The sequence below is a fragment of the Pseudonocardia sp. ICBG601 genome, assembly GCF_020496245.1.
Genome location: NZ_JAHLJA010000148.1, coordinates 489,432 through 507,530 on the forward strand (window position 1 = coordinate 489,432; position 18,099 = coordinate 507,530).

At 70.7% G+C, this 18,099-nt stretch carries 18 protein-coding genes and 1 pseudogene; 10 read left to right on the forward strand and 9 right to left on the reverse strand.

All coding sequences use genetic code 11. The features are described from left to right. Positions 1–5: 5 nt before the first annotated feature. From KPL57_RS31460 to KPL57_RS31470, 3 genes are all read right to left on the reverse strand, one after another. Positions 6–2,405, reverse strand: a complete 2,400-nt coding sequence (locus KPL57_RS31460) for a S9 family peptidase (protein ID WP_226354286.1) — start codon at positions 2,403–2,405, stop codon at positions 6–8. Then, positions 2,402–3,823: an aminopeptidase P family protein gene (locus KPL57_RS31465; RefSeq protein WP_226354287.1), complete on the reverse strand. Its 1,422-nt coding sequence runs from the start codon at positions 3,821–3,823 to the stop codon at positions 2,402–2,404. Before KPL57_RS31465 ends, KPL57_RS31460 begins: the two co-directional genes overlap by 4 nt. A gap of 81 nt (positions 3,824–3,904) precedes the next feature. Then, on the reverse strand, positions 3,905–4,711 hold the full coding sequence (locus KPL57_RS31470; RefSeq protein WP_226350940.1) for an alpha/beta fold hydrolase: 807 nt from the start codon (positions 4,709–4,711) through the stop codon (positions 3,905–3,907). 140 nt (positions 4,712–4,851) lie between these two features. Here KPL57_RS31470 and KPL57_RS31475 point away from each other — a divergent pair, with 140 nt between their 5' ends. Further along, on the forward strand, positions 4,852–5,547 hold the full coding sequence (locus KPL57_RS31475; RefSeq protein WP_226354288.1) for a GntR family transcriptional regulator: 696 nt from the start codon (positions 4,852–4,854) through the stop codon (positions 5,545–5,547). Positions 5,548–5,616: 69 nt separating this feature from the next. Next, on the forward strand, positions 5,617–6,402 hold the full coding sequence (locus tag KPL57_RS31480; protein WP_308253056.1) for an alpha/beta hydrolase: 786 nt from the start codon (positions 5,617–5,619) through the stop codon (positions 6,400–6,402). 215 nt (positions 6,403–6,617) lie between these two features. On the opposite strand, the gene KPL57_RS31485 is transcribed toward KPL57_RS31480, so the two are convergent. The 3 genes from KPL57_RS31485 to KPL57_RS31495 form a co-directional block, all read right to left on the reverse strand. Further along, positions 6,618–7,139, reverse strand: a complete 522-nt coding sequence (locus tag KPL57_RS31485) for a transposase (RefSeq protein ID WP_226354289.1) — start codon at positions 7,137–7,139, stop codon at positions 6,618–6,620. Between the two features lie 556 nt (positions 7,140–7,695). Beyond that, positions 7,696–8,220 (reverse strand): citrate/2-methylcitrate synthase, encoded by a 525-nt coding sequence (locus KPL57_RS72870; protein WP_226354290.1) that lies wholly within the window; start codon positions 8,218–8,220, stop codon positions 7,696–7,698. A 152-nt stretch (positions 8,221–8,372) separates the two neighbouring features. After that, positions 8,373–9,182: a ThiF family adenylyltransferase gene (locus tag KPL57_RS31495; protein ID WP_226354291.1), complete on the reverse strand. Its 810-nt coding sequence runs from the start codon at positions 9,180–9,182 to the stop codon at positions 8,373–8,375. Between the two features lie 48 nt (positions 9,183–9,230). Here KPL57_RS31495 and KPL57_RS31500 point away from each other — a divergent pair, with 48 nt between their 5' ends. Further along, positions 9,231–9,608 carry an ATP-binding protein gene (locus KPL57_RS31500; protein ID WP_308253101.1) on the forward strand — a complete coding sequence of 126 codons (378 nt, stop codon included), beginning with the start codon at positions 9,231–9,233 and terminating at the stop codon, positions 9,606–9,608. Between the two features lie 40 nt (positions 9,609–9,648). Here KPL57_RS31500 and KPL57_RS31505 read toward each other — a convergent pair whose 3' ends face one another. Next, complete coding sequence (locus KPL57_RS31505; RefSeq protein ID WP_226354292.1) at positions 9,649–10,104, reverse strand: bifunctional 2-polyprenyl-6-hydroxyphenol methylase/3-demethylubiquinol 3-O-methyltransferase UbiG; 456 nt, start codon at positions 10,102–10,104, stop codon at positions 9,649–9,651. Positions 10,105–10,162: 58 nt separating this feature from the next. Here KPL57_RS31505 and KPL57_RS31510 point away from each other — a divergent pair. Further along, positions 10,163–11,054: pseudogene (locus KPL57_RS31510) on the forward strand (IS5 family transposase). A 164-nt stretch (positions 11,055–11,218) separates the two neighbouring features. Here the strand turns inward: KPL57_RS31510 and KPL57_RS31515 are convergent. Further along, positions 11,219–12,085, reverse strand: coding sequence for a DedA family protein (locus KPL57_RS31515; protein WP_226354293.1), 867 nt, complete (start codon positions 12,083–12,085; stop codon positions 11,219–11,221). Positions 12,086–12,241: 156 nt separating this feature from the next. On the opposite strand from KPL57_RS31515, the gene KPL57_RS31520 reads away from it, so the two are divergent. The 6 genes from KPL57_RS31520 (at position 12,242) to KPL57_RS31545 (ending at position 17,585) form a co-directional block, all read left to right on the forward strand. After that, positions 12,242–12,436, forward strand: coding sequence for a putative quinol monooxygenase (locus KPL57_RS31520; protein ID WP_226354294.1), 195 nt, complete (start codon positions 12,242–12,244; stop codon positions 12,434–12,436). A gap of 134 nt (positions 12,437–12,570) precedes the next feature. Beyond that, positions 12,571–12,987 carry an ester cyclase gene (locus KPL57_RS31525; RefSeq protein ID WP_226354295.1) on the forward strand — a complete coding sequence of 139 codons (417 nt, stop codon included), beginning with the start codon at positions 12,571–12,573 and terminating at the stop codon, positions 12,985–12,987. 159 nt (positions 12,988–13,146) lie between these two features. Continuing rightward, on the forward strand, positions 13,147–14,100 hold the full coding sequence (locus KPL57_RS31530; RefSeq protein WP_226354296.1) for a CPBP family intramembrane glutamic endopeptidase: 954 nt from the start codon (positions 13,147–13,149) through the stop codon (positions 14,098–14,100). Further along, the gene (locus tag KPL57_RS31535; protein ID WP_226354297.1) at positions 14,097–16,076 is read left to right on the forward strand and encodes an alpha/beta fold hydrolase; all 1,980 of its coding nucleotides are present in this window, start codon (positions 14,097–14,099) and stop codon (positions 16,074–16,076) included. The genes KPL57_RS31530 and KPL57_RS31535 overlap by 4 nt, the downstream gene beginning before the upstream one ends. 287 nt (positions 16,077–16,363) lie before the next feature. Beyond that, the gene (locus tag KPL57_RS31540; protein WP_226354298.1) at positions 16,364–16,771 is read left to right on the forward strand and encodes a RidA family protein; all 408 of its coding nucleotides are present in this window, start codon (positions 16,364–16,366) and stop codon (positions 16,769–16,771) included. A 106-nt stretch (positions 16,772–16,877) separates the two neighbouring features. After that, the gene (locus KPL57_RS31545; RefSeq protein WP_226354299.1) at positions 16,878–17,585 is read left to right on the forward strand and encodes an SDR family NAD(P)-dependent oxidoreductase; all 708 of its coding nucleotides are present in this window, start codon (positions 16,878–16,880) and stop codon (positions 17,583–17,585) included. A gap of 53 nt (positions 17,586–17,638) precedes the next feature. Here the strand turns inward: KPL57_RS31545 and KPL57_RS31550 are convergent, their stop codons facing one another. Then, positions 17,639–17,860 carry a hypothetical protein gene (locus KPL57_RS31550; protein ID WP_226354300.1) on the reverse strand — a complete coding sequence of 74 codons (222 nt, stop codon included), beginning with the start codon at positions 17,858–17,860 and terminating at the stop codon, positions 17,639–17,641. Positions 17,861–18,099 lie beyond the last annotated feature (239 nt).

Sequence of the window (18,099 nt, forward strand, 5' to 3'; positions counted from 1 at the left end):
CCCGTTCACTGGGGCATGTGTCGCTCGAACCACGAGGCCACCCTGGTCAGGAGATCCGCACGAGCGGCGGGGTGCCGTACGCCGTGGCCTTCCTCCGGGTAGACGACGAGCGCGGACGGCACGTCGTGCAGCCTCAAGGCGCGGTGGAATTCCTCGGCCTGCCCCGGCGGGGTGCACCGGTCGTGCGCTCCGGCGACGAGCAGGCACGGCGTCCGCACCCGGCTCGCGTACGTCACGGGGCTCCTGGTGTGCAGGTGGCCGTCCCCGTCCTGCGGATCGGCCTGCAGGAACTGCAGTCCCCATCGCGCGATGTTCGTCGTGAATGTCTGGCTCGTCCAGTCGGTGACCGGGGACATCGGCACGGCGGCCGCGATGCGCGTGTCCAGCGTGGGGAGCCACGCGGAGAGGAAGCCGCCGTAGCTGCCGCCGATGAGCCCGACACGATCCGGGTCGGCCATGCCGCGGTCGACGAGCGAAGCGATCCCGGCGAGCACGTCGTGCGCGTCGGCGCCGCCCATGTCGCCGACGACGCGCTCGGCGAAGGCCCGTCCGCGACCGCTGCTGCCCCTCGGGTTCGGGCTCAGCACGGCGAAGCCGCGCGAGACGAGGAACGCCACCCAGGGGTAGGTCATGCCCTGCGTCTCGCGGAAACCCCAGACCGGCCCGCCGTGCAGGTTGACCACGAGCGCGAACGGGCCGGCACCGTCCGGGGTGCAGAGAATGCCGTCGATCTCGAGCCCGTCCGGCGCCTGCCACCGCACGGCGGCGGCGGTCCCGGCGATCGAGCGGAGGTGGTCGACGCCGGCGTGACGGTGCTCGTACAGCAGGTCGTCCCGGCCACCCGAGGTACGCACGATCCGCTGCGGCTTGACGTAGCTCTCCTGGATGGTGAGCACGTCGTCGCCGGCGAAGGCCGCCGCCGGATGCATTGACCCGCCGCCGAGGGAGCCCGTGCTCCGCACCTGTTCCTCGGTGGTCCACCGGGTCGTGTCGACGGTGCCGGCGACGCACTCCAGACGCCGCAGGCCCGCGTACCCGAGCCGCTGCGGGTCGATCCACCGCACGTCCGAGACGTCGGCGCCGAGCGTGTCCGGCATGTGGGTCTCGGCGGTGTCGACGTCGACGACGGTGAGCTCGCCGGCGGCGATACCGCGGTCGCTGCACAGCGCCTGCACGACGGCGATCCGACGGCCGTCCGGGGATCCGGTGGGCACGGCGAGCTGGACGTCGCTGGTGAGCAGGGTCCGGACGTCGCCGGTGCCGAGGTCGAGATGGTCGAGCGTCGCCCTGTACCAGGCGTCCTCGTCCGGGGAGCTCGAGGCGATCGCGACCACGGCGTCCGATCCGGCCCAGTCGGCCTCCCAGACGTTCCACCGCTCGGGGCCGACCCGCCGCAGCCCGCCGCTGTCGACGTCGACGACCCACAGCGTCCGCCACGGGACGTCGTCGGAGTCCGAGGTCACCCGGGGCAGCCACGAGGCACGATCGGGGTCGGGGCGTGCGGCGGTCGTTCCCGAGCCCGCCGCGGCGGCCCGGTCGGCTCCCTCGCCGGCCACCCCCAGCAGCAGGTGCCGACCGTCCGGTGACCAGCGCACGTACTCGACCGCGCCGGCCGCCACCGGTGCCGCCACGGCCTCGCCCAGGCCGGTCCGCAGCAGGGCGGCCTGCGCGGCACCGGGTGTCCGGCGGTCGGTGAGGAAGGCGAGCGTGCGGCCGTCCGGTGAGAACCTCGCGCCGTGCGCCGACCCGACGTCGGAGGTGAGCGGCTCGATCGACCCGTCGCGCACCGCGAGGATCGCGGCCCGGGGGGATGCGTCGGGTCCGTCGAGCACCGTCGCGGTCACGACGACCTGTGTGCCATCGGGCGACACCTCGAGGTCGCGGAGCACACCGGGCCGGCCGTACGTCGGCCCGAGGAGCCGGTCGAGGTGCTGCGCGACCTCTGCGTACAGCGGGGTGTCGCGGACGTCGGCGCCCATCCGAGCGTGCTGCTCCGGTCGTTCCTCGACGTCGGGCAGGCTCGTCTCGATCGCCGCCACCCGGTGCGCCGCTGCGAAGGCAGGACCGATCCGGTCGAGCACGGCGGGGTCGCCGTGGAGCGTGAGCGGATCGGCCGGTTCCTCGCCGCGGCGCCGTGCGGTCGCCGCTCGCATCACCGCGGCCCAGGTTCCGCGGTACACGAGGTCGGCACGGGCGGGATCGCCGAGATCGACGTGGACCCCGGCCTCCGGGTCGAAGGTCATCTGCCAACGGACCTGCTCGCCGCCGGGGCCGTCGTCGAGTACGTAGGTGATGCCGTAGCTGCGGTCGAGGTCGCGGCAGACCGCAAGCACGGTCGGCTCGTCGAGCAGCTTCTCGCGCATGATCGCGACGTGCTCGGGGGACATGAACTCCGGTGCGCTCACGCCGCACCTCGCGCATTGATCGACGCGATCCACCGTTCGACATCGTCCGAGGAACGCGGCAGCGCCACGGTCAGGTTCTCGTACCCGTCCTCGGTCACCACGACGTCGTCCTCGATCCGCACACCGATCCCGCGCAGGTGCCCTGGCACGTGCGCATCGTGCGGCGACAAGTACACACCGGGCTCGACCGTGATGACGTGACCGGGCTCGAGCGGCGCCGTCATCCACTCAGTCGCGACCGCCATGCAGTCGTGCAGGTCGACGCCGAGCATGTGGCCGATGCCGTGCGGCATCCACCGGACCGCCGTCTGCGCGTCGGTCAGCTCCCCGGCGACCTCGTCGGTGAGCACGCCGAGCCGGCGCAGACCCGCGCCCACGACGTCCATCGCGGCCGCGTGCAGGTCCCGCAGCGTCGCGCCCGGTCGGACGAGGGCGAGCGCGGCCTCCTGCGCGGCGAACACGACGTCGTAGACGGCCCGCTGCTCGGGTGTGAAGGAACCCGAGGCGGGGAACGTGCGCGTCACGTCCGCCGCGTACCGCTCGGCCCCCTCGACACCGGCGTCGACCAGCACGAGGTCGTCGGCCCGCACCGCACCGTCGTTGCGCATCCAGTGCAGCACCGTGGCGTTGTCCCCGGCGCCGACGACGCAGTTGTAGGCGGGACCGTGCCCCACCGTGCGCGCGTGCCGGGCGAACACACCCTCCAGGTGCGCCTCACCGAGCGCGACCGCCGCCGGTAGCGCCGCGGCGAGCGCCTCGAATCCCGCGACGGTGTCGGCGGCGGTCCGCCGGAGGAGAGCGATCTCGTGGGTGTCTTTCACCAGTCGCATCCGCGCGATCGTGCGCGGGAGCTCGGCGCTCGCATCGCTGTTCGGGATGGCGGCGTCGACGTCGGCATCGAGTCCGTGGATCGCCCGGACGGGGCCGGCGTCGGCGAGCACCCCGGGAAGCAGCGAGAGCGGGAGTACGGGCAGGCCGAGCTCGGCGGCGACGACCGGAGACGGCGTCGGCTGGCCGGCCCAGAACGCGCCACGGTGACCGTCGAGCAGCGACAGCGGATCGCCGAGTGCGGGACGTTCGTCGCGGTAGAGCGTGGACGCTCCCCAAGGGTCGACGACGAGCACCGACCCCGGCTCGTCGTCGCCGACCAGCCAGGTGAAGTCCGAGCCCGGCCGGAACGGATACAGCAGGTCGTTGCACCGGCGCTGCGGACGACCGCTGGGGACCACGAGCCACTCGCCGGGAAACGCGTCCGCGAGCTCGGCCCGCCGACGGGCCCTCGGCTCCGCGCCGGCCCACGGCACCGCACCCGGCGGCGGGGGCGCCCATCCCCCGACGAGCAGTCGCAGCTGGGCGCGGCACATGCCCGGGCGCGCGGTGAGCAGCGCGTCGAGCTCGGCGTCGGTCGGTTCGCACATGGGGTGACCTCCAGTTGAGGGTGCAATGGCGTAGGCGGCGAGCGGCTCGGTGGCGACGCCATGCCGTCGGGTCTGTGCCGCTCACGCACGGCTCGCGCTCTCGCGCACGACCGCGCGGATGACCTCGATCGTCTGCTCGGGCCGCTCGAGGTGAAGCCCGTGCGAGGTGCCCGGCCACCGCGTGACCGGCACGCCGAGCGCCTCGGCGATGCGAGCGTGGACGGCCCGTGCGCTGTCGCCGATGCGGCCCGGCTCGTGGTCGGCGCTCACGATCGCCGCCGGGACGCCACGGGGCAGGTCCGACTCGTCGAGATCCGCCGCGCGCGCGGTGAGTCCCTCGATCGCGCGCGAGAGCTCACGGACGTCGATGTCGGCGTTCGCCCGCGCCGCGTCGGCGTACGGGCCGCGCAGTCCGGTGTTCTCGATGGCGCGTTCGATCACGGAGCGCATCCTGCGACGCAGGAGCCATCGCACCAGGGGCAGACGGACGGCACGCGTTGTCCTGGCGTGCATGCCCTCGATCGTGGAAGCGAGCTCCACGTCGCCGCACGGCATGGGATCGAGCAGCACGAGGCCGGCGACGTCGTCGGGGAAGTCCCGGGCGAAGTGCAGGGCCACGTCGCCGCCGAGGCTCTGCCCGACCACGACGACGGGTCCCATCCCGAGCCGACCCACCAGCGCGTGCAGGTCCTCACTCGCGTCGGCGAGGGTCCCCGGCACCGGCGAGACACCCGTGCCCGGTCGGTCGTGCAGGATGACGCGCGCACCCGGGTCCGCGACGAGGGCTTCCGGGTAGCCGGGATAGAAGCCGCGGCAGCTGACGTGGCCTCCGGGCAGCAGCAGGACGGGAGGACCGGAGCTGCCGTGGACCTGGGTGCTCTCGTTCATGGGGCTCTCCGTCGCTTCCCTGACGCGAGGGCGGCGGATCGGGTCCGGGCCTCGCTCACCTGCACGTCGATGGCGCGACGCGCGCAAGATTTGGTCATCAATCGTCGGGCTGTATTGTGGAACAATATGGAGGTGCACGCATGAGCGCAACCATCCCCGGGAACGACCGCGCGGGGACCGCAGCGGAGCGGGTCGCCGCCGTGCTGCGCGACGAGCTGCTCGACGGCGCACACCCGGTCGGCACCCGGTTCCGCGAGGAGAGCCTCGCGAAGCGGTTCGACGTCGCCCGGCACACGATCCGTGCCGCGCTGCGCCTGCTCGTCGACTCCCGTCTCGTCACCCACGAGCGCCATCGCGGCGTCGGCGTGGCACCGCTGAGCAGGACCCGCATCGACGAGGTCTTCGACTACCGCAAGGTGCTCGAGCTCGGCGCGCTGCGTCTCGCGCAGACCGCCGGCGCGGACCTGTCGGAGGTCGAGGCCGCCGTCGAGCACCTGGAGGCGATTGCCGAACGCGACGAGCCGCTCGCGTGGCGCGAGCTCACCATGGCGCACAGCGCGATCCACGAACGGATCGTCGCCGCATCCGGCAACCCACTGCTCATGGACAGCTACCGGCGCTGCGAGGACGAGCTGCGGCTGCTGCTGACCTTCGTCCGGCCCGACTTCGACGCGGCGGCGATGGCGGCCCTGCACCGAACGCTGTTCGAGCGCCTGCGTGAAGGCGGCGAGCCCGCCGTCGCCGCGCTCGCCGACGACATCGACCACACCGGTCGGGCGGCCCTGCTGCACAGCCTCGCCCGATCCGAGGACGCAGCACGCATGCTCGGCCGCTGACCCCTCGCACGACGTCACCGTCGACCACACCGCCCGACCGACACATCGATCACACGAACAGGAGCGCTGATGAACGAGACCATCCGCATCCACGGTGGCGACGGCCCCACGATGCTGCTGCTGGCCGGAGGTGCTGCCTCCAGCCACGGCTTCTTCCCGGGCCTCGTCAGGGGGCTGCGCGACGAACCGGGGTGTCGAGTGATCGAGTACGACCGCCCCGGGACCGGACTCTCCACCGAGCGCGGAACCTTCGCCGAAGCGTCGTCGCACCTGCACCGCATGATCACCGACCTGCAGGTCGGCCCGGTAATCGTTGTCGGCCAGAGCCTCGGTGGCGCCGCCGCCGCATCGCTCGCCCACGATCACCCCGACGATGTCGCCGGGCTCGTCCTGCTGGACCCCACCCCGGTCAACGACCCGACCGTCGCCGCGCGGCTGGAACGCGCCTACGGGATGGTCGCCGCCGCCGCCCGTCTCCCCGGCGTCCCGGCGCTGCTGAGGTACGCCACGCTCCGGTCCATCGACAGGTCGATCCGACGCCGCCCGCTCCGCCCCGACTGCATCGATGCCTACCGACGCCTCGCCGACACCGACCAGCCCCAGCTACGGCGATCGCTACACGGTCTCGCGCGTACGGCCGACCAGTTCCGCGAGACCGACCTCCGCCACGTACCCACCGTCGTGGTGACCGCCGACCGCAAGGGCGGCAGGGTCAACGCCAGCCACCGCAGGCTGGCCGACGGCTTCGGCGGGACACTCGAGATCTGGCCGGGCTCGACACACGCGATGCATCTCGAGTTCCCGGACCGGACACTGGCCACGGTCCGCGACATGGTCGCCCGCACCGACCCTTGAGAGGGTGTTCAAGAAGATCAGCTTGTAGGTGCGAACTGGCGTCGTTGCTGTCGAATGGCGGAGCCTCCCCCGGGCCAGGCGGCGGGTCATGGTGTTGATCACTGCCCAGCGGACCATGGCCTCGAAGGAAGCTCGGTGACGTTCGTAGTCACGAGCCAGGCGGCGGTGCGCGGTGGGCCAGGCCAGGGTCCGTTCGACCGCCCACCGGCGGGGGATCACCGCGAACCCGCGCTGTCCTGTGGCTCTGCGAACGACCTCGATCCTGGTGCGTAGGAAGGTCTGGGCCCAGTCGAGCAGGCGTCCGGCGAACCGGCGTCGGCGAACACGAATCGGACCGCAGTCGCCAGATGCAGCCCGAGCAGTGTGGCCTTGGCGCCGTCGGGGGCCTGGCGTCCGGCCGAGCACACCGTGACCGTCAGCAGCAGACCGGTGGTATCGGTGACGATGAACCGCTTCCGGCCGTCAATCTTCTTCCCCGCGTCATAGCTCCGTGACCCGCTCCCGACGGTGTCGGCACCTTTCACGTTCTGGGAGTCGATGATCCTCGCGCTCGGCTCCCGATCACGACCCTCGCCTACCCGTACCTGCCCGCGCACGACCGGGAGGAGATTCTCGGTGACCCGCTGCCGCCCCCACCGGTTGAAGTACCAGTACACGGTCCGCCACGGCGGGAGATCCGCAGGCAACGCCCGCCACACACACCCCGCCCGCACGGCGTAGAGGATCGCATCCACCACGTGCCGGCCGGATGCTTCTCCGGACGCCCACCAGGCTCCGGCGCGGGCAACAACAGCTCGATCACCGCCCTCTGCTCGTCACTGGCATCCGACGGCTACCGCCAGCGTCGCCGTGTCATCACCGTCCACGGTGGATCACCACGGACTCGTGGTCAGGTAGACACGCCGACTCTTCTCAAACATGCTCTCAGTTCCTCTCGGTGTTCTCGGGACACGCGCATCAGGTTTGGCACCAGCGACACACGCATACCGGTGGAGGCCACGTCACCACGGCGCTGACCAGCACAGAGTTCAGCCATGGAGGCCACGCTGGTGTCCGGAAGCACGAACGAAGCCACCGTCAGGGCTCTGACCAGCGAAAATGGAGCCGCCTTGGGGGGTCGAACCCCAGACCTACGCATTACGAGTTCTTCCATCGTGGAAACACCCGTGCGCAGGCCGTCCGTTCATGCACGTCGTGCAGAACACGATGCCCATCCAGCACCATCGGTGGACACCGTTGGAGGCCATGAGGGAGGCCACGACATCATTCGGTGCACGGTCCCAGTTCAGGGCATCAAGCGCCGGCCTGACGCTGTGACGGTCGACTCCCTACCCGCCGTCCTCGGTCACGGTAGCCCTGCTCGCTCCGCGCGTCCGCGGGGTCAGGTCGGGCAGTCCCCGACCGACGATCTCCCGCATCAGTAGCGCAGCGACGGTGCTGACCATCGCGGTCCCCACGACGAACGCGGCCGGGAAGATCGGCGGACACACCCTGCGCGCGACCATCCCGTTCCTCCAGCGCGTGGGCGAGCCACCCTGCCGACCGTCCGAGGTGGAACAGGACCTCCCCCGCACCGTGGACCAACCCGTGCACGTGACAGAGAGCGCCGAGGGCGAACTCGACGTTGGGGGACTCACCGCCGCGGCCGGCCACGAGTTCGAGGACGTCGCCCACGACGCGCCGCCGCACCGGATCGGCCGTGTCGTCGGCGAGCAGCTCGTCGAGCAGGTGGCCGGCGCGTGGATCGACCCCTTCGTAGCGGGCCTGACCGAAGCCGGGCAGCACACCACCGAGCGCGAGCTTGCCGGCAGACTGCACAGGCTGAGCAATTCGAGGGACACCAGCGAAGCGTTACGGGGATCATCGAGGCGAGCAAGGTGCCCGCGCCGACACCTTGGCTCGTCCCGTGTGTGGCTCCTCGAACCGGGGACGAGGCGGGTGGCGGCCTGGGACGCGGCGCGAGCCACCTTCTACCCTCTGGGGCGCAAGCGGCCAACTCGCTGACCGACTGCGGACCGAGCGCGGGCAAGAAGTGTCGGCTCCCTCTGCCCCTGTATCCAGGGCCCCTCGTCGCGGATGAGACTCTGCCGTTGATCCCCCACAGCGACACTCTTCTCAACGGGGCAGTACTCGGCGGGCTCGCAGTTCAGGTGCTCATGGAGGTGCCCGGCGAGGCTGTAGCGAAGTGGGAGGGGTACGCCGAAACCTGCGGGTTTGGCCACCAGACTTACGAGCTGGGCGAGCTGGGCGAGCTGGGCGGCGCTGACGCTGGCGGACAGCAGGGCGACGTTGGGGCTTCCGCCTGTGGGGCGGCCAGCGCGTCGGATGTACTCGGGATCGTCGAGCAGGCCGCCCATGTCGAGGGTCGCCTCGTGCGCCGCGAGTTGTCGGGAGCACTGCAGGCATGTACGTCCGGGCACGAGCGTGTGGGCTCGCCAGCTCGCGCCGCGCATGCCCCCGTCGGGCCCGGGGCGGGTCTCGATGTTGATACCTCCGTCGATGACGGGGATGAGGTCGGCGTAGGCGAGGGTGTTGAGCACGGCGCGGGGCCACGGGCGGTCAACACAGGAGAAGATGATGTCGAAGTCGAGCGCCGCGGCCAGGCCCTCCGGCGAGCAGATGCTGGTGTTGAACCTCTCGATGGTCGGTGAGGCCGCGGTCGACGCGGCTCGCATGAGGCGGGCCGCCACGCTGGTCTTCTTTCGGGATCGCCGCGCGTCACGACGGGTCGTGCCGATCATGCGGTCGAGGTTGATCGGCTCGACCACGTCGTAGTCCATGACGCGATCGGGCTCGGGGTCAAGGCTGCGCACGCCGGCTACTCGGTCCTGTTCGACACCGCCAGCAACTGGATCACCAGACTGTCCGCCGCGCACCAGAGCGGACGGCTCGAGGCAGAGCTGAAGAAGATCCGCCGCTACAAACTGATCATCATCGACGAGGTCGGCTACATCCCGTTCGACCAGGACGCGGCGAACCTGTTCTTCCAGCTCATCGCCTCACGCTATGAACAGGGCTCGGTGATGGTCACCTCGAACCTGCCGTTCGGTCGGTGGGGCGAGACGTTCTCCGACGACGTCGTCGCCGCAGCCATGATCGACCGCCTCGTCCACCACGCCGAGGTCCTGACCCTGTCCGGGGACTCCTACCGCACCCGAGCCCGCCGCGAACTCCTGGCCAAGCACAACCGCGCCAGCAACGACTGAGAACCGACAGGGGGGTCAGTCCCAGACCGTCGTTACGGGGTCACTCCAAACCCGCCGTTGACACTGCGCGGCGGACTTCGGCGTAGGTGTGCTCCGGCGGCCAGACCATGGGCGCGGAGTGCTCCCAGAAGCCCAGGCGTCTCCGGAGGTAGGCGTGCTGCACCGCACCGAACCCATGAAGCAGCACCTCTGGGAGTCGGGAGGTCCGAGCAAGACCGACCACAGCCACAACACCTCCCGGTGCGGTCAGCTCGGCGAACCGCAGCAACGTCGCTTCGAGATCTGGGAGATGGTGCGTCGTGGCGACCGAGGCGACCACATCGAACGCGCCAAGCTCGAAAGGGTGACTCATGACGTCTCCCTGCACCCAGCGGACCGAGTCAACCTCCAGCCGCGCCGAGTCCAGAACAGTCGAGTCACAGTCGATGCCTGTCACGTTGGGGACTGCACGACGCAGTTCGGCTGCGAGCAGGCCGTTTCCTGTGCCCACATCCAAAGCCGAGCTAGGGAGTGTCTCCTAATCCGGTCGCGTGGCGCTGGGGGATGATCATCAGGTGTCGCGGCGAGCTGTTCTGAACGATGCCCAGTGGGCGAGGCTTGAGCCGTTGCTGCCGACCTCTGACGGTTTGCCGGGTCGCCCGTTCGCCGATCACCGCCGGGTGGTCGAGGGGATCATCTACCGATACCGCTGCGGGCTGGCCTGGCGCGATGTACCGGCCGAGTTCGGGCCCTGGCAGACGTTGTGGAAGCGGCATCGCCGCTACTGCGGTGACGGCACCTGGGATCACGTTCTCGCAGCTCTGCTGGCCGATGCCGACTCGGCCGGGCTCGTGGACTGGGCGGTGTCGGTGGACTCGTCGATCATTCGTGCTCGCCAGCACTCCGCGACCCTCACGCGGGACACAGGGGGCAGGATCGAACTACAACAATCTGCGCGTCGAGCCGCCCGATCACGCACTCGGTCGGTCCCGCGGCGGGCTCGACACGAAGATCCACCAGCTCGTTGACGGCCACGGCCGCCCGCTGGTCGTGCTCGTCGGTCCCGGCCAGGCCGGCGACGCCCCGATGTTTCTGCACCTGATGAGTCACCTGCGTATCGACCGGGCCGGGCCGGGCCGTGCGCGGACCCGCCCGGAGCGGGTCCGCGCAGACAAGGCCTACTCCTCGCGCGCGATCCGCCGGCATCTGCGCGAACGGCGGATCGTCGCGGTCATCCCCGAGCCCGCTGACCAACAAAGGCATCAGAAACGGCGAGGCTCACGCGGCGGTCGACCACCCGCGTTCGACCGTGTCGACTACCGCGGCCGCAACGTCGTCGAGCGCGGGTTCTGTGAGCAGTGGCGCGGCCTGGCGACCCGCTACGACAAACTCGCCCTGACCTTCCGTGGCGGGGTCGTGTTGAAGGCGATCATCACCTGGCTACGGGCATTGGGAGACACTGCCTAGGTGTAGTAGCGAAGTGTCGATCGCCCCCAGATCTTCGGGTCAGCTGGGTTCGGTGCGTCGCGCAACGGCACGGGCGATCACGGCGCGGGCCTCGTCGACCGGGACCCGGGCGCGCGACCGGCGGGCAGACCGGGTGCCGAGCGAGGATCGCCCGTGCCTGCGCATCACGACGCCTCGGCAGCGCGGGCCTTCTTGGCCTTGTCCTCCTGGTATCCGCGGTATCCGGCCCGGAACGACACCAGGACGACGAGCGCCAGCGTGATGTACAGCGCGTAGTCGTCGATCAGCAGCACGATGTCGACCGCGCTCTGGCCGACCCCGTACCCCAGTCCGGCGACCAGCCCGGTGATCAGCGCAGCCCCGATCGCGTCGAAAATCAGGAACCTGACCAGGCCCATCCCGCCGAGACCGGCGACGGCGAACACCGCCGGAGCCGGGATACCGGGCAGGGCCGCTCCCACGACGACCAGCGGCATGGCCCACGACGGCCAGGACCGAATCCGGGCCACAAGCCGCTTCGCGGCTTCACCGGGGGCGAAGAGCTCCACGATCTTGCTACCCCAGCGCCTGCCGGCCAGCCAGAACAGCCAGTCGAACTTGATCATTCCGAACACGCCCGCCGCGATCACCAGCCACAGCTGGCCCTCCCCGATCCTGGCGAATGCCGCTCCCGCACCGATCGCGGACAGGCTGCCGGTGACGGCGCTGAGCGCGACCGGGTAGGAGGCCAGCAGGAACGGTCGCACCGGCATCGTGGCCAACATGAACACGATCACGCCGAGGGTCGAGAAGGCCAGCACCTTGTCCGTGCGCGACATCGGGTGGTCCCACGGCATGGCGTCGCGCCATGCCTTCTTCGCCTCGGCGAGCTCCTCGGGTGAGTAGTCCTTGCTCCGCCACCGCATCCGCTTCGTCGTCGGACCCGTCCCCGGTGCCGGTCCGCCGGCCGGATCGACCTGCGGGAGCCGGGTCGTCTCGGCCTCGGTGTTCCCCAACCCATCCGGTCGCGGGCCGTCGTTGGTACCCGTCATCGCTGTCCCCCACGGTCGGCCGTCCGACACGGCACTGATCACGTACGGTTGAACCAGACACCCTGCCGTTACGGCAGGGTCAACACGTTTCACCCGTGCGGGTCATGGCAACGGCCCGGCGCTCGATCGGGACCGATCTCGACCTTGCCCGGTGGCATGGTTTGCACTGCCGGCACGTCGAACCCGTTCGTCATCCAGGTGGCGCTGCACATCCGGCCGGAGTGCCGCGAGTCCCACCGTAAGGCGCTCGCACGGGTCATCGGCCGGGTCCGGGCCCGGCCGGAGTGCCGCTACCGCCACGTGTTCGACTCCGCGGATGATCCGGACACCATCCGGTTTGTCGAGAGCTGACGGGTCCGGGACACGTGCTGGAAAGAGATCCGCGCGCTCGACTTCTAGCGGGAGTACGCCGCGGTCGGCGAGGCGATTTACGCCACCCCACGGCACGTCGAGATCCTGATCCCCCTACACAGCAGCGAGCGGACGTGACCGGCAACGTGCGCGAACTCTGCCGGGCCCATCTCGGTGCGCTCAATGCTCACGAGTTCGACCGCATGGACGAGTTCGTCCACGAGCAGGTGAGCTTCAACGGCGAGCCGGTCACCCGCGATCAGCCGATCGCGGCCCCGCGCGCGCTCGTGGACACGGTGCCCGACTTCTCCTGGCATCTGGAGGACCCGCTCGTCGACGGCGTCCGGGTGGCGGCCCGGCTCACGCTCGCCGGCACCCGATACGCGACCGGCTCGGCCGGGCTCGGTCCGGAACGTCGTTCCGTTTCACCGAGTAGGGCATGTACGAGCTGCGCGACGACCGGCTCACTCAGCTGCGGAACTTCGTCGACGTCGACACGCTGCACCGGCCCGCTGTATGACCTACGCCACTCCTTCTTGAGGGTGCCGTAGCGGCATCGACTTCCCTCACCGCACACCATCGACCCGGGAGCTTCCGATGTCCACGATCAGCCGGTCTCCGGACCACGTCCGTCCCGACCTCAGCCCGGCCGCCCGGGTCGTCGTGTGGGCGTTCCGGCGCAGCACGAACCGCCTCGTCCCGAGCAGCCGATGAGCGCCCCGGCACGGTCCACCCGACCCGGCGTCGACGACTCCCGGCCGTTCGGCGCTCACCTGCGTATGAGCTGGTGGAAGCCGCTCGTCCTGATCGTGGCCTTGCCCCCGGTCCTGGTGGGACTGCAGGTCGTCTTCTTCCTACTCGCCGGTCTCGTCGAGGGCAGCGACGATCCGTTGTCCACCGTGTTCACGCCGTGGAAGGCGCTGGCCGCCAACCTTTCGATCGGCGTGACCGGGCTGGTGGCGGCCGGACTGCTGGTGTGGATGACCGGAGTGCCGTGGAGCTCGCTGCTTCGTCATCGACGGGCGTTCGACCGGCGGCGGCTGGCTCATCACCTGATCGGCGCGGCGATCGTCATGGGAACCGTGCTGACGATCACCGGTGTCGTGGCTCCGCAGTCCACGGGCTGGACCGGTTTCGGGATCACGGGCACGACGGTCGCGCTGCTGGCGGTCACCGTGCTCACCACCCCGATCCAGGCCGTCGGCGAGGAGCTGACGTACCGCAGCGCCCTGCTGCCCGCGGCCGCGAGCTGGGTGCGAGCCGTGCGCCCGGCCCTGGCAGTCGGACTCGTGGTCTCCGCCCTGGGATTCGCCGTGGCCCACGGCTCCGGCGATCCGTGGCTGTTCGGCTACTTCCTGGTGATCGCCGTGAACACCGGCCTGATCGCGATCATCAGCGGCGGCATGGAGGCGCCCATGGCGTTCCACGTGGCCAACAACGTCCTCGCCGGTATCGCCGGCAACCTCCTCTCCGGCGGCGGGAGCGCCACCATCGACCGCACGACCGACACCGGCGGCCCGGCGTTGTTGATCCTCGTCGCCGGGAACATCGCCATGGTCGTCCTGGTCTGGGCCTACGAACGACGCGCGCGCACGCCCCGACCGCCCCGGCCGACGACGACACGTCCTGACCACCGCCCCACACAGACGAGGAGCAACCGATGACCGCCACACCGACCGGGTCGACGACGGATCTGATCGAGCTCGAGGAGTTCTTCGCCGACCCGGCCTTCGCCGCTCCCTCGCTGTCCCCGGACGGCACCCGGCTGGCCTACTCGGCTCCGGCGGGCGGGCGGCTGAACATCTGGGTACGGGGTGTCGAACAAACCCATGACGAGGCCGTCCAGGTCACCGCCGACACCCGCCGCGGGATCTACATCCACCACTGGACCGACGACCCGCGGTGGTTGCTCTACCTGCAGGACAACGACGGCAACGAGGACTGGCACCTGTTCCGGGTCGATCTCGACGATCCCGGCAGCGCCGCCGTCGACCTCACCCCGATGGACCCGGGCTCACGCGTGCTGGGCGTCGAGCCGGTCACCTCGATCCCGGGCACCGTCCTGGTCTGGATGAACCGGCGGACGCTGTTCACCGACGTGTTCCGCATCGACGTGGCCACCGGTGAGACGACCGTGCACCTCGCGCAGGACGACCCGAGGGCGTCGGTGCTGCTCGACCGCGACGACCGGCCCGCCTTCCAGACCGTGCTGACCCCGCAGGGCACGGTGGAGGTGAGTGCCTTCGACACCGGGGCCGCCGGTACCGGGACCGTCGACGCCGGCACGCCGCGCCTGCTGCGGACCGTGGGAGGTGCGGAGCATCCGATGGGCATCCACCCCCAGCTGGTCACCTCCGACGGGCAGGGCCTGCTCGTCGGCTCCTTCGGCGACGGCGACCACCTGCGGCTGGTCCGGATCGACCGAACGACCGGTGACGAGACCGTCGTCGCCGAGGTCGAGGGCCTCGACGTCGACATCAGCGGCACCGCGGTCCCCGGGGTCCTGCCACCGATGGTCTACACAGCCCGGCGCACCGGGGAGGTCCTCGCGGTCCGTTTCGTCTCCGACCGCCCGCACGTGGAGGTCGTCAACCCGGAGTTCGCCGAGGTCTACGCCGCGCTGCAGAAGCTCTCAGACGGCGTGCTCGGCCCCCTGTCCTCCGACGACGCCGGCCGGCGGTGGGTCGCCACGTTCGTGCACGACCGCGAGCCCGGCGTCACCTGGCTCTACGACCACGCCACCGGGCAGGCGCGGCTGCTGCACCGGCCCGAGCGCAGCTTCGGGCCCGACGACCTGGCCCCGATGACGCCGGTCTCCTTCCCCGCCCGCGACGGACTCGAGCTGCACTCCCAGCTGACCCTGCCGGTCGGCGTCGAACCCCGCGGCCTGCCCCTCGTGCTGGCCGTGCACGGCGGCCCGTGGATGCACGACTCCTGGGGATACAGCCCGGAGGCCCAATTCCTGGCCAACCGCGGCTACGCCGTCCTGCAGGTCAACTTCCGCGGCTCCACCGGTTACGGGCGCCACCACGTCACCGCCGCGATCGGCGAGTTCGCCCGCGCCATGCACGACGACCTGATCGACGCCGTCGACTGGGCCATGGCACAGGGATACGCCGACCCCGACCGGGTCGGCATCTACGGCGGGTCCTACGGCGGCTACGCCGCCCTGGTCGGAGTCACCGTCACCCCCGACCGTTTCGCCGCCGCCGTCGACTACGTCGGCGTCTCCGACCTGGCAAACTTCATGCGCACACTGCCGGAATTCCTGCGCCCACAGTTCGTCAACAACTGGTACCGCTACGTCGGGGACCCCGAGATCGCCGAGCAGGAGGCGGACATGGCCGCCCGCTCACCGATCACCATGGTCGACCGGATACGCACCCCCCTTCTCGTCGCCCAGGGCGCCAACGACGTCCGCGTCGTACAGGCCGAGTCGGACAACATCGTCGCCTCACTGCGCAAGCGCGGCGTCCCGGTGGAGTACCTCCTCGCCCCCGACGAGGGACACGGTTTCGCCAACCCGCAGAACCGCCGACGCCTCTACCTCGCCATCGAGTCGCATTTCGCGACCCACCTCGGTGGCCGCGCGGGCACCTCCGCGGGAACGCCCCCGGGTTCGGCCGGGGGACATCGGTGAGCTGCGCCGTCCTGGGCTGGACCGGTGTCGCAGCCGGCCACAGCCGCCCTGGAGCTCGCGTCCTCCTACTCGCCGTTCCGGTCCCGGCCGGTCGAGCCGGCGGAGGCAATCGCGCACGCGACGGTCGGGTCCGTGGCCGATCCGTGACGTGCCGGACGACATGGCACACCGTCCGAGGACCTCCTGCTGTTCCTCACCCCCGAGATATCGGTCCCGGCCGGCCCGCAGGGACCTGGCCGACCGACCGAGCCCGACAGGTACACCCCCTCACCGACAGGAGAACACCCGTGCCCGTGAAGCTGGTACACCCCGAGAACGTGAACCGGGTCGAGGTCCACCACCAGGTGGCCGTCGCACAGGGATCGCGCATCATCCACCTGGCCGGCCAGGTGTCCTGGGACACCGAGGGCAACCTCGTGGGCCACGACGACGTCGCCGCCCAGGCCGAGAAGTGCTTCCTCAACGTCGCCGCCGCCCTCGACGCCGTCGACGCGACGATGGCCGATCTGGCCAAGGTCACCGTGTACGTCGTCGACCTCGACGAGCAGAAGGCCGGACAGATCGTCGAGGGACGTGACCGGGCGGCCGCGGCGCTGGGCGTGGAGCTGCAGCAGCCGAGCACCTGGATCGGAGTCACCGCCCTGGCCGCACCGGGGTATCTCGTCGAGATCGACGCCGTGGCCGTCCTGCCCTGAAACAGACGCACCCGGCCGCCACAGTCGGGCTCGGGTCCCACCGACGGCGCGCGTTGAACGAGCGCGCCGTCGGCAGTCCCTACCGCGCAGAGAGAGAGGAAGACCGATGGCCGTCGCAGTGGTGGTCGGCGCCGGACCGGGGCTGGGGCTGTCCATCGCCCGGCGCTTCGGCGCAGCCGGGTACGACATCGCCCTCATCGGGCGCACCCGCTCCACCCTCGACGCCGGCGCCGAGGAACTGGCCCGGACCGGCGTCACCGCCGGGTGCTTCGTCGCCGATGTGACCGATCGGCGTGCCCTGATCGACGCGTTCGAGGCGATCAGGGCGCAATTCGGCGACATCGACGTACTGGGGTACTCCCCGTTCCCGCGAGACACCACCGAGGCCACGGTGACCGGAGCGACCGAGGTCACCGTGGAGTCGCTGCAGCCGTATCTGGAGCTCTTCCTGTTCGGCGGGGTCACCTCCGTACGACAGGTGCTCCCAGGCATGATCGGTCGCGGCCGCGGCACGATCATCGTCACCACCGGCGCCTCGTCGGGCCCGGTCGTGCACCCGCCGCTCGGGAACATTGCCGCGGCGAGCGGGGCGCTCCGCAACTGGGTGCTCAACCTGCACGAGGAGCTCCGGGACACCGGCGTGTACGTCGCCCACGTCGCGCTCGCGACCTGGATCGGGCGCGCGGGCCCGGCGAGCATGCCGGACACGATCGCCCGGACCTACCTCGATCTGCACCGTGAGCGTCGAGTCGCCGAGGTGGTGTACGGCGAACACGGTGTCGGCTCCCCACCTCCTGCCGCCCCGGTGCGGTGACCCGGCCTATTCGGTTCCGGCCGCGCGGCAGGCGCCGGCCCGGACCCCGGCCGCTACACCGGCTCGTCGAGAGGGCGGGTGGTGATGGCGGTTTCCCACTCAGCCGTACCCGGCCCGTGGCCGCCCCACCACCCGCGAGCAGTCTGCGGCCGTGGCGTGTCCACGATAGACACGACACAGCCGAGGTCGGCGAGGGCGAGGGCGAGGGGGCTGCGTTTCAGGGTGCCCTCGCCGACCGTGTCGAGGACGACGTCGGCACCGCCCAGCGCGCGCACCTGCGGTCCGTGGTCCGTGGTCGAACTCGGGATCGATCATCAACAGCGTCGAAGGGACGGGCAACGTGGGCAGTCGCATCCGTTGGGACAGATGTTGGCGTTGATCACGGTCGGCAGGCTGCTGCGCGGACTGACGGGACTCACACAGACCTCTGATCCGTAGGTCGCGGGCGGGTGCGGCGGCGCCCGTCTAGCCTCGGGCCTACGACGCCGGAGATCGCCGGCATGATGGTGTTCCT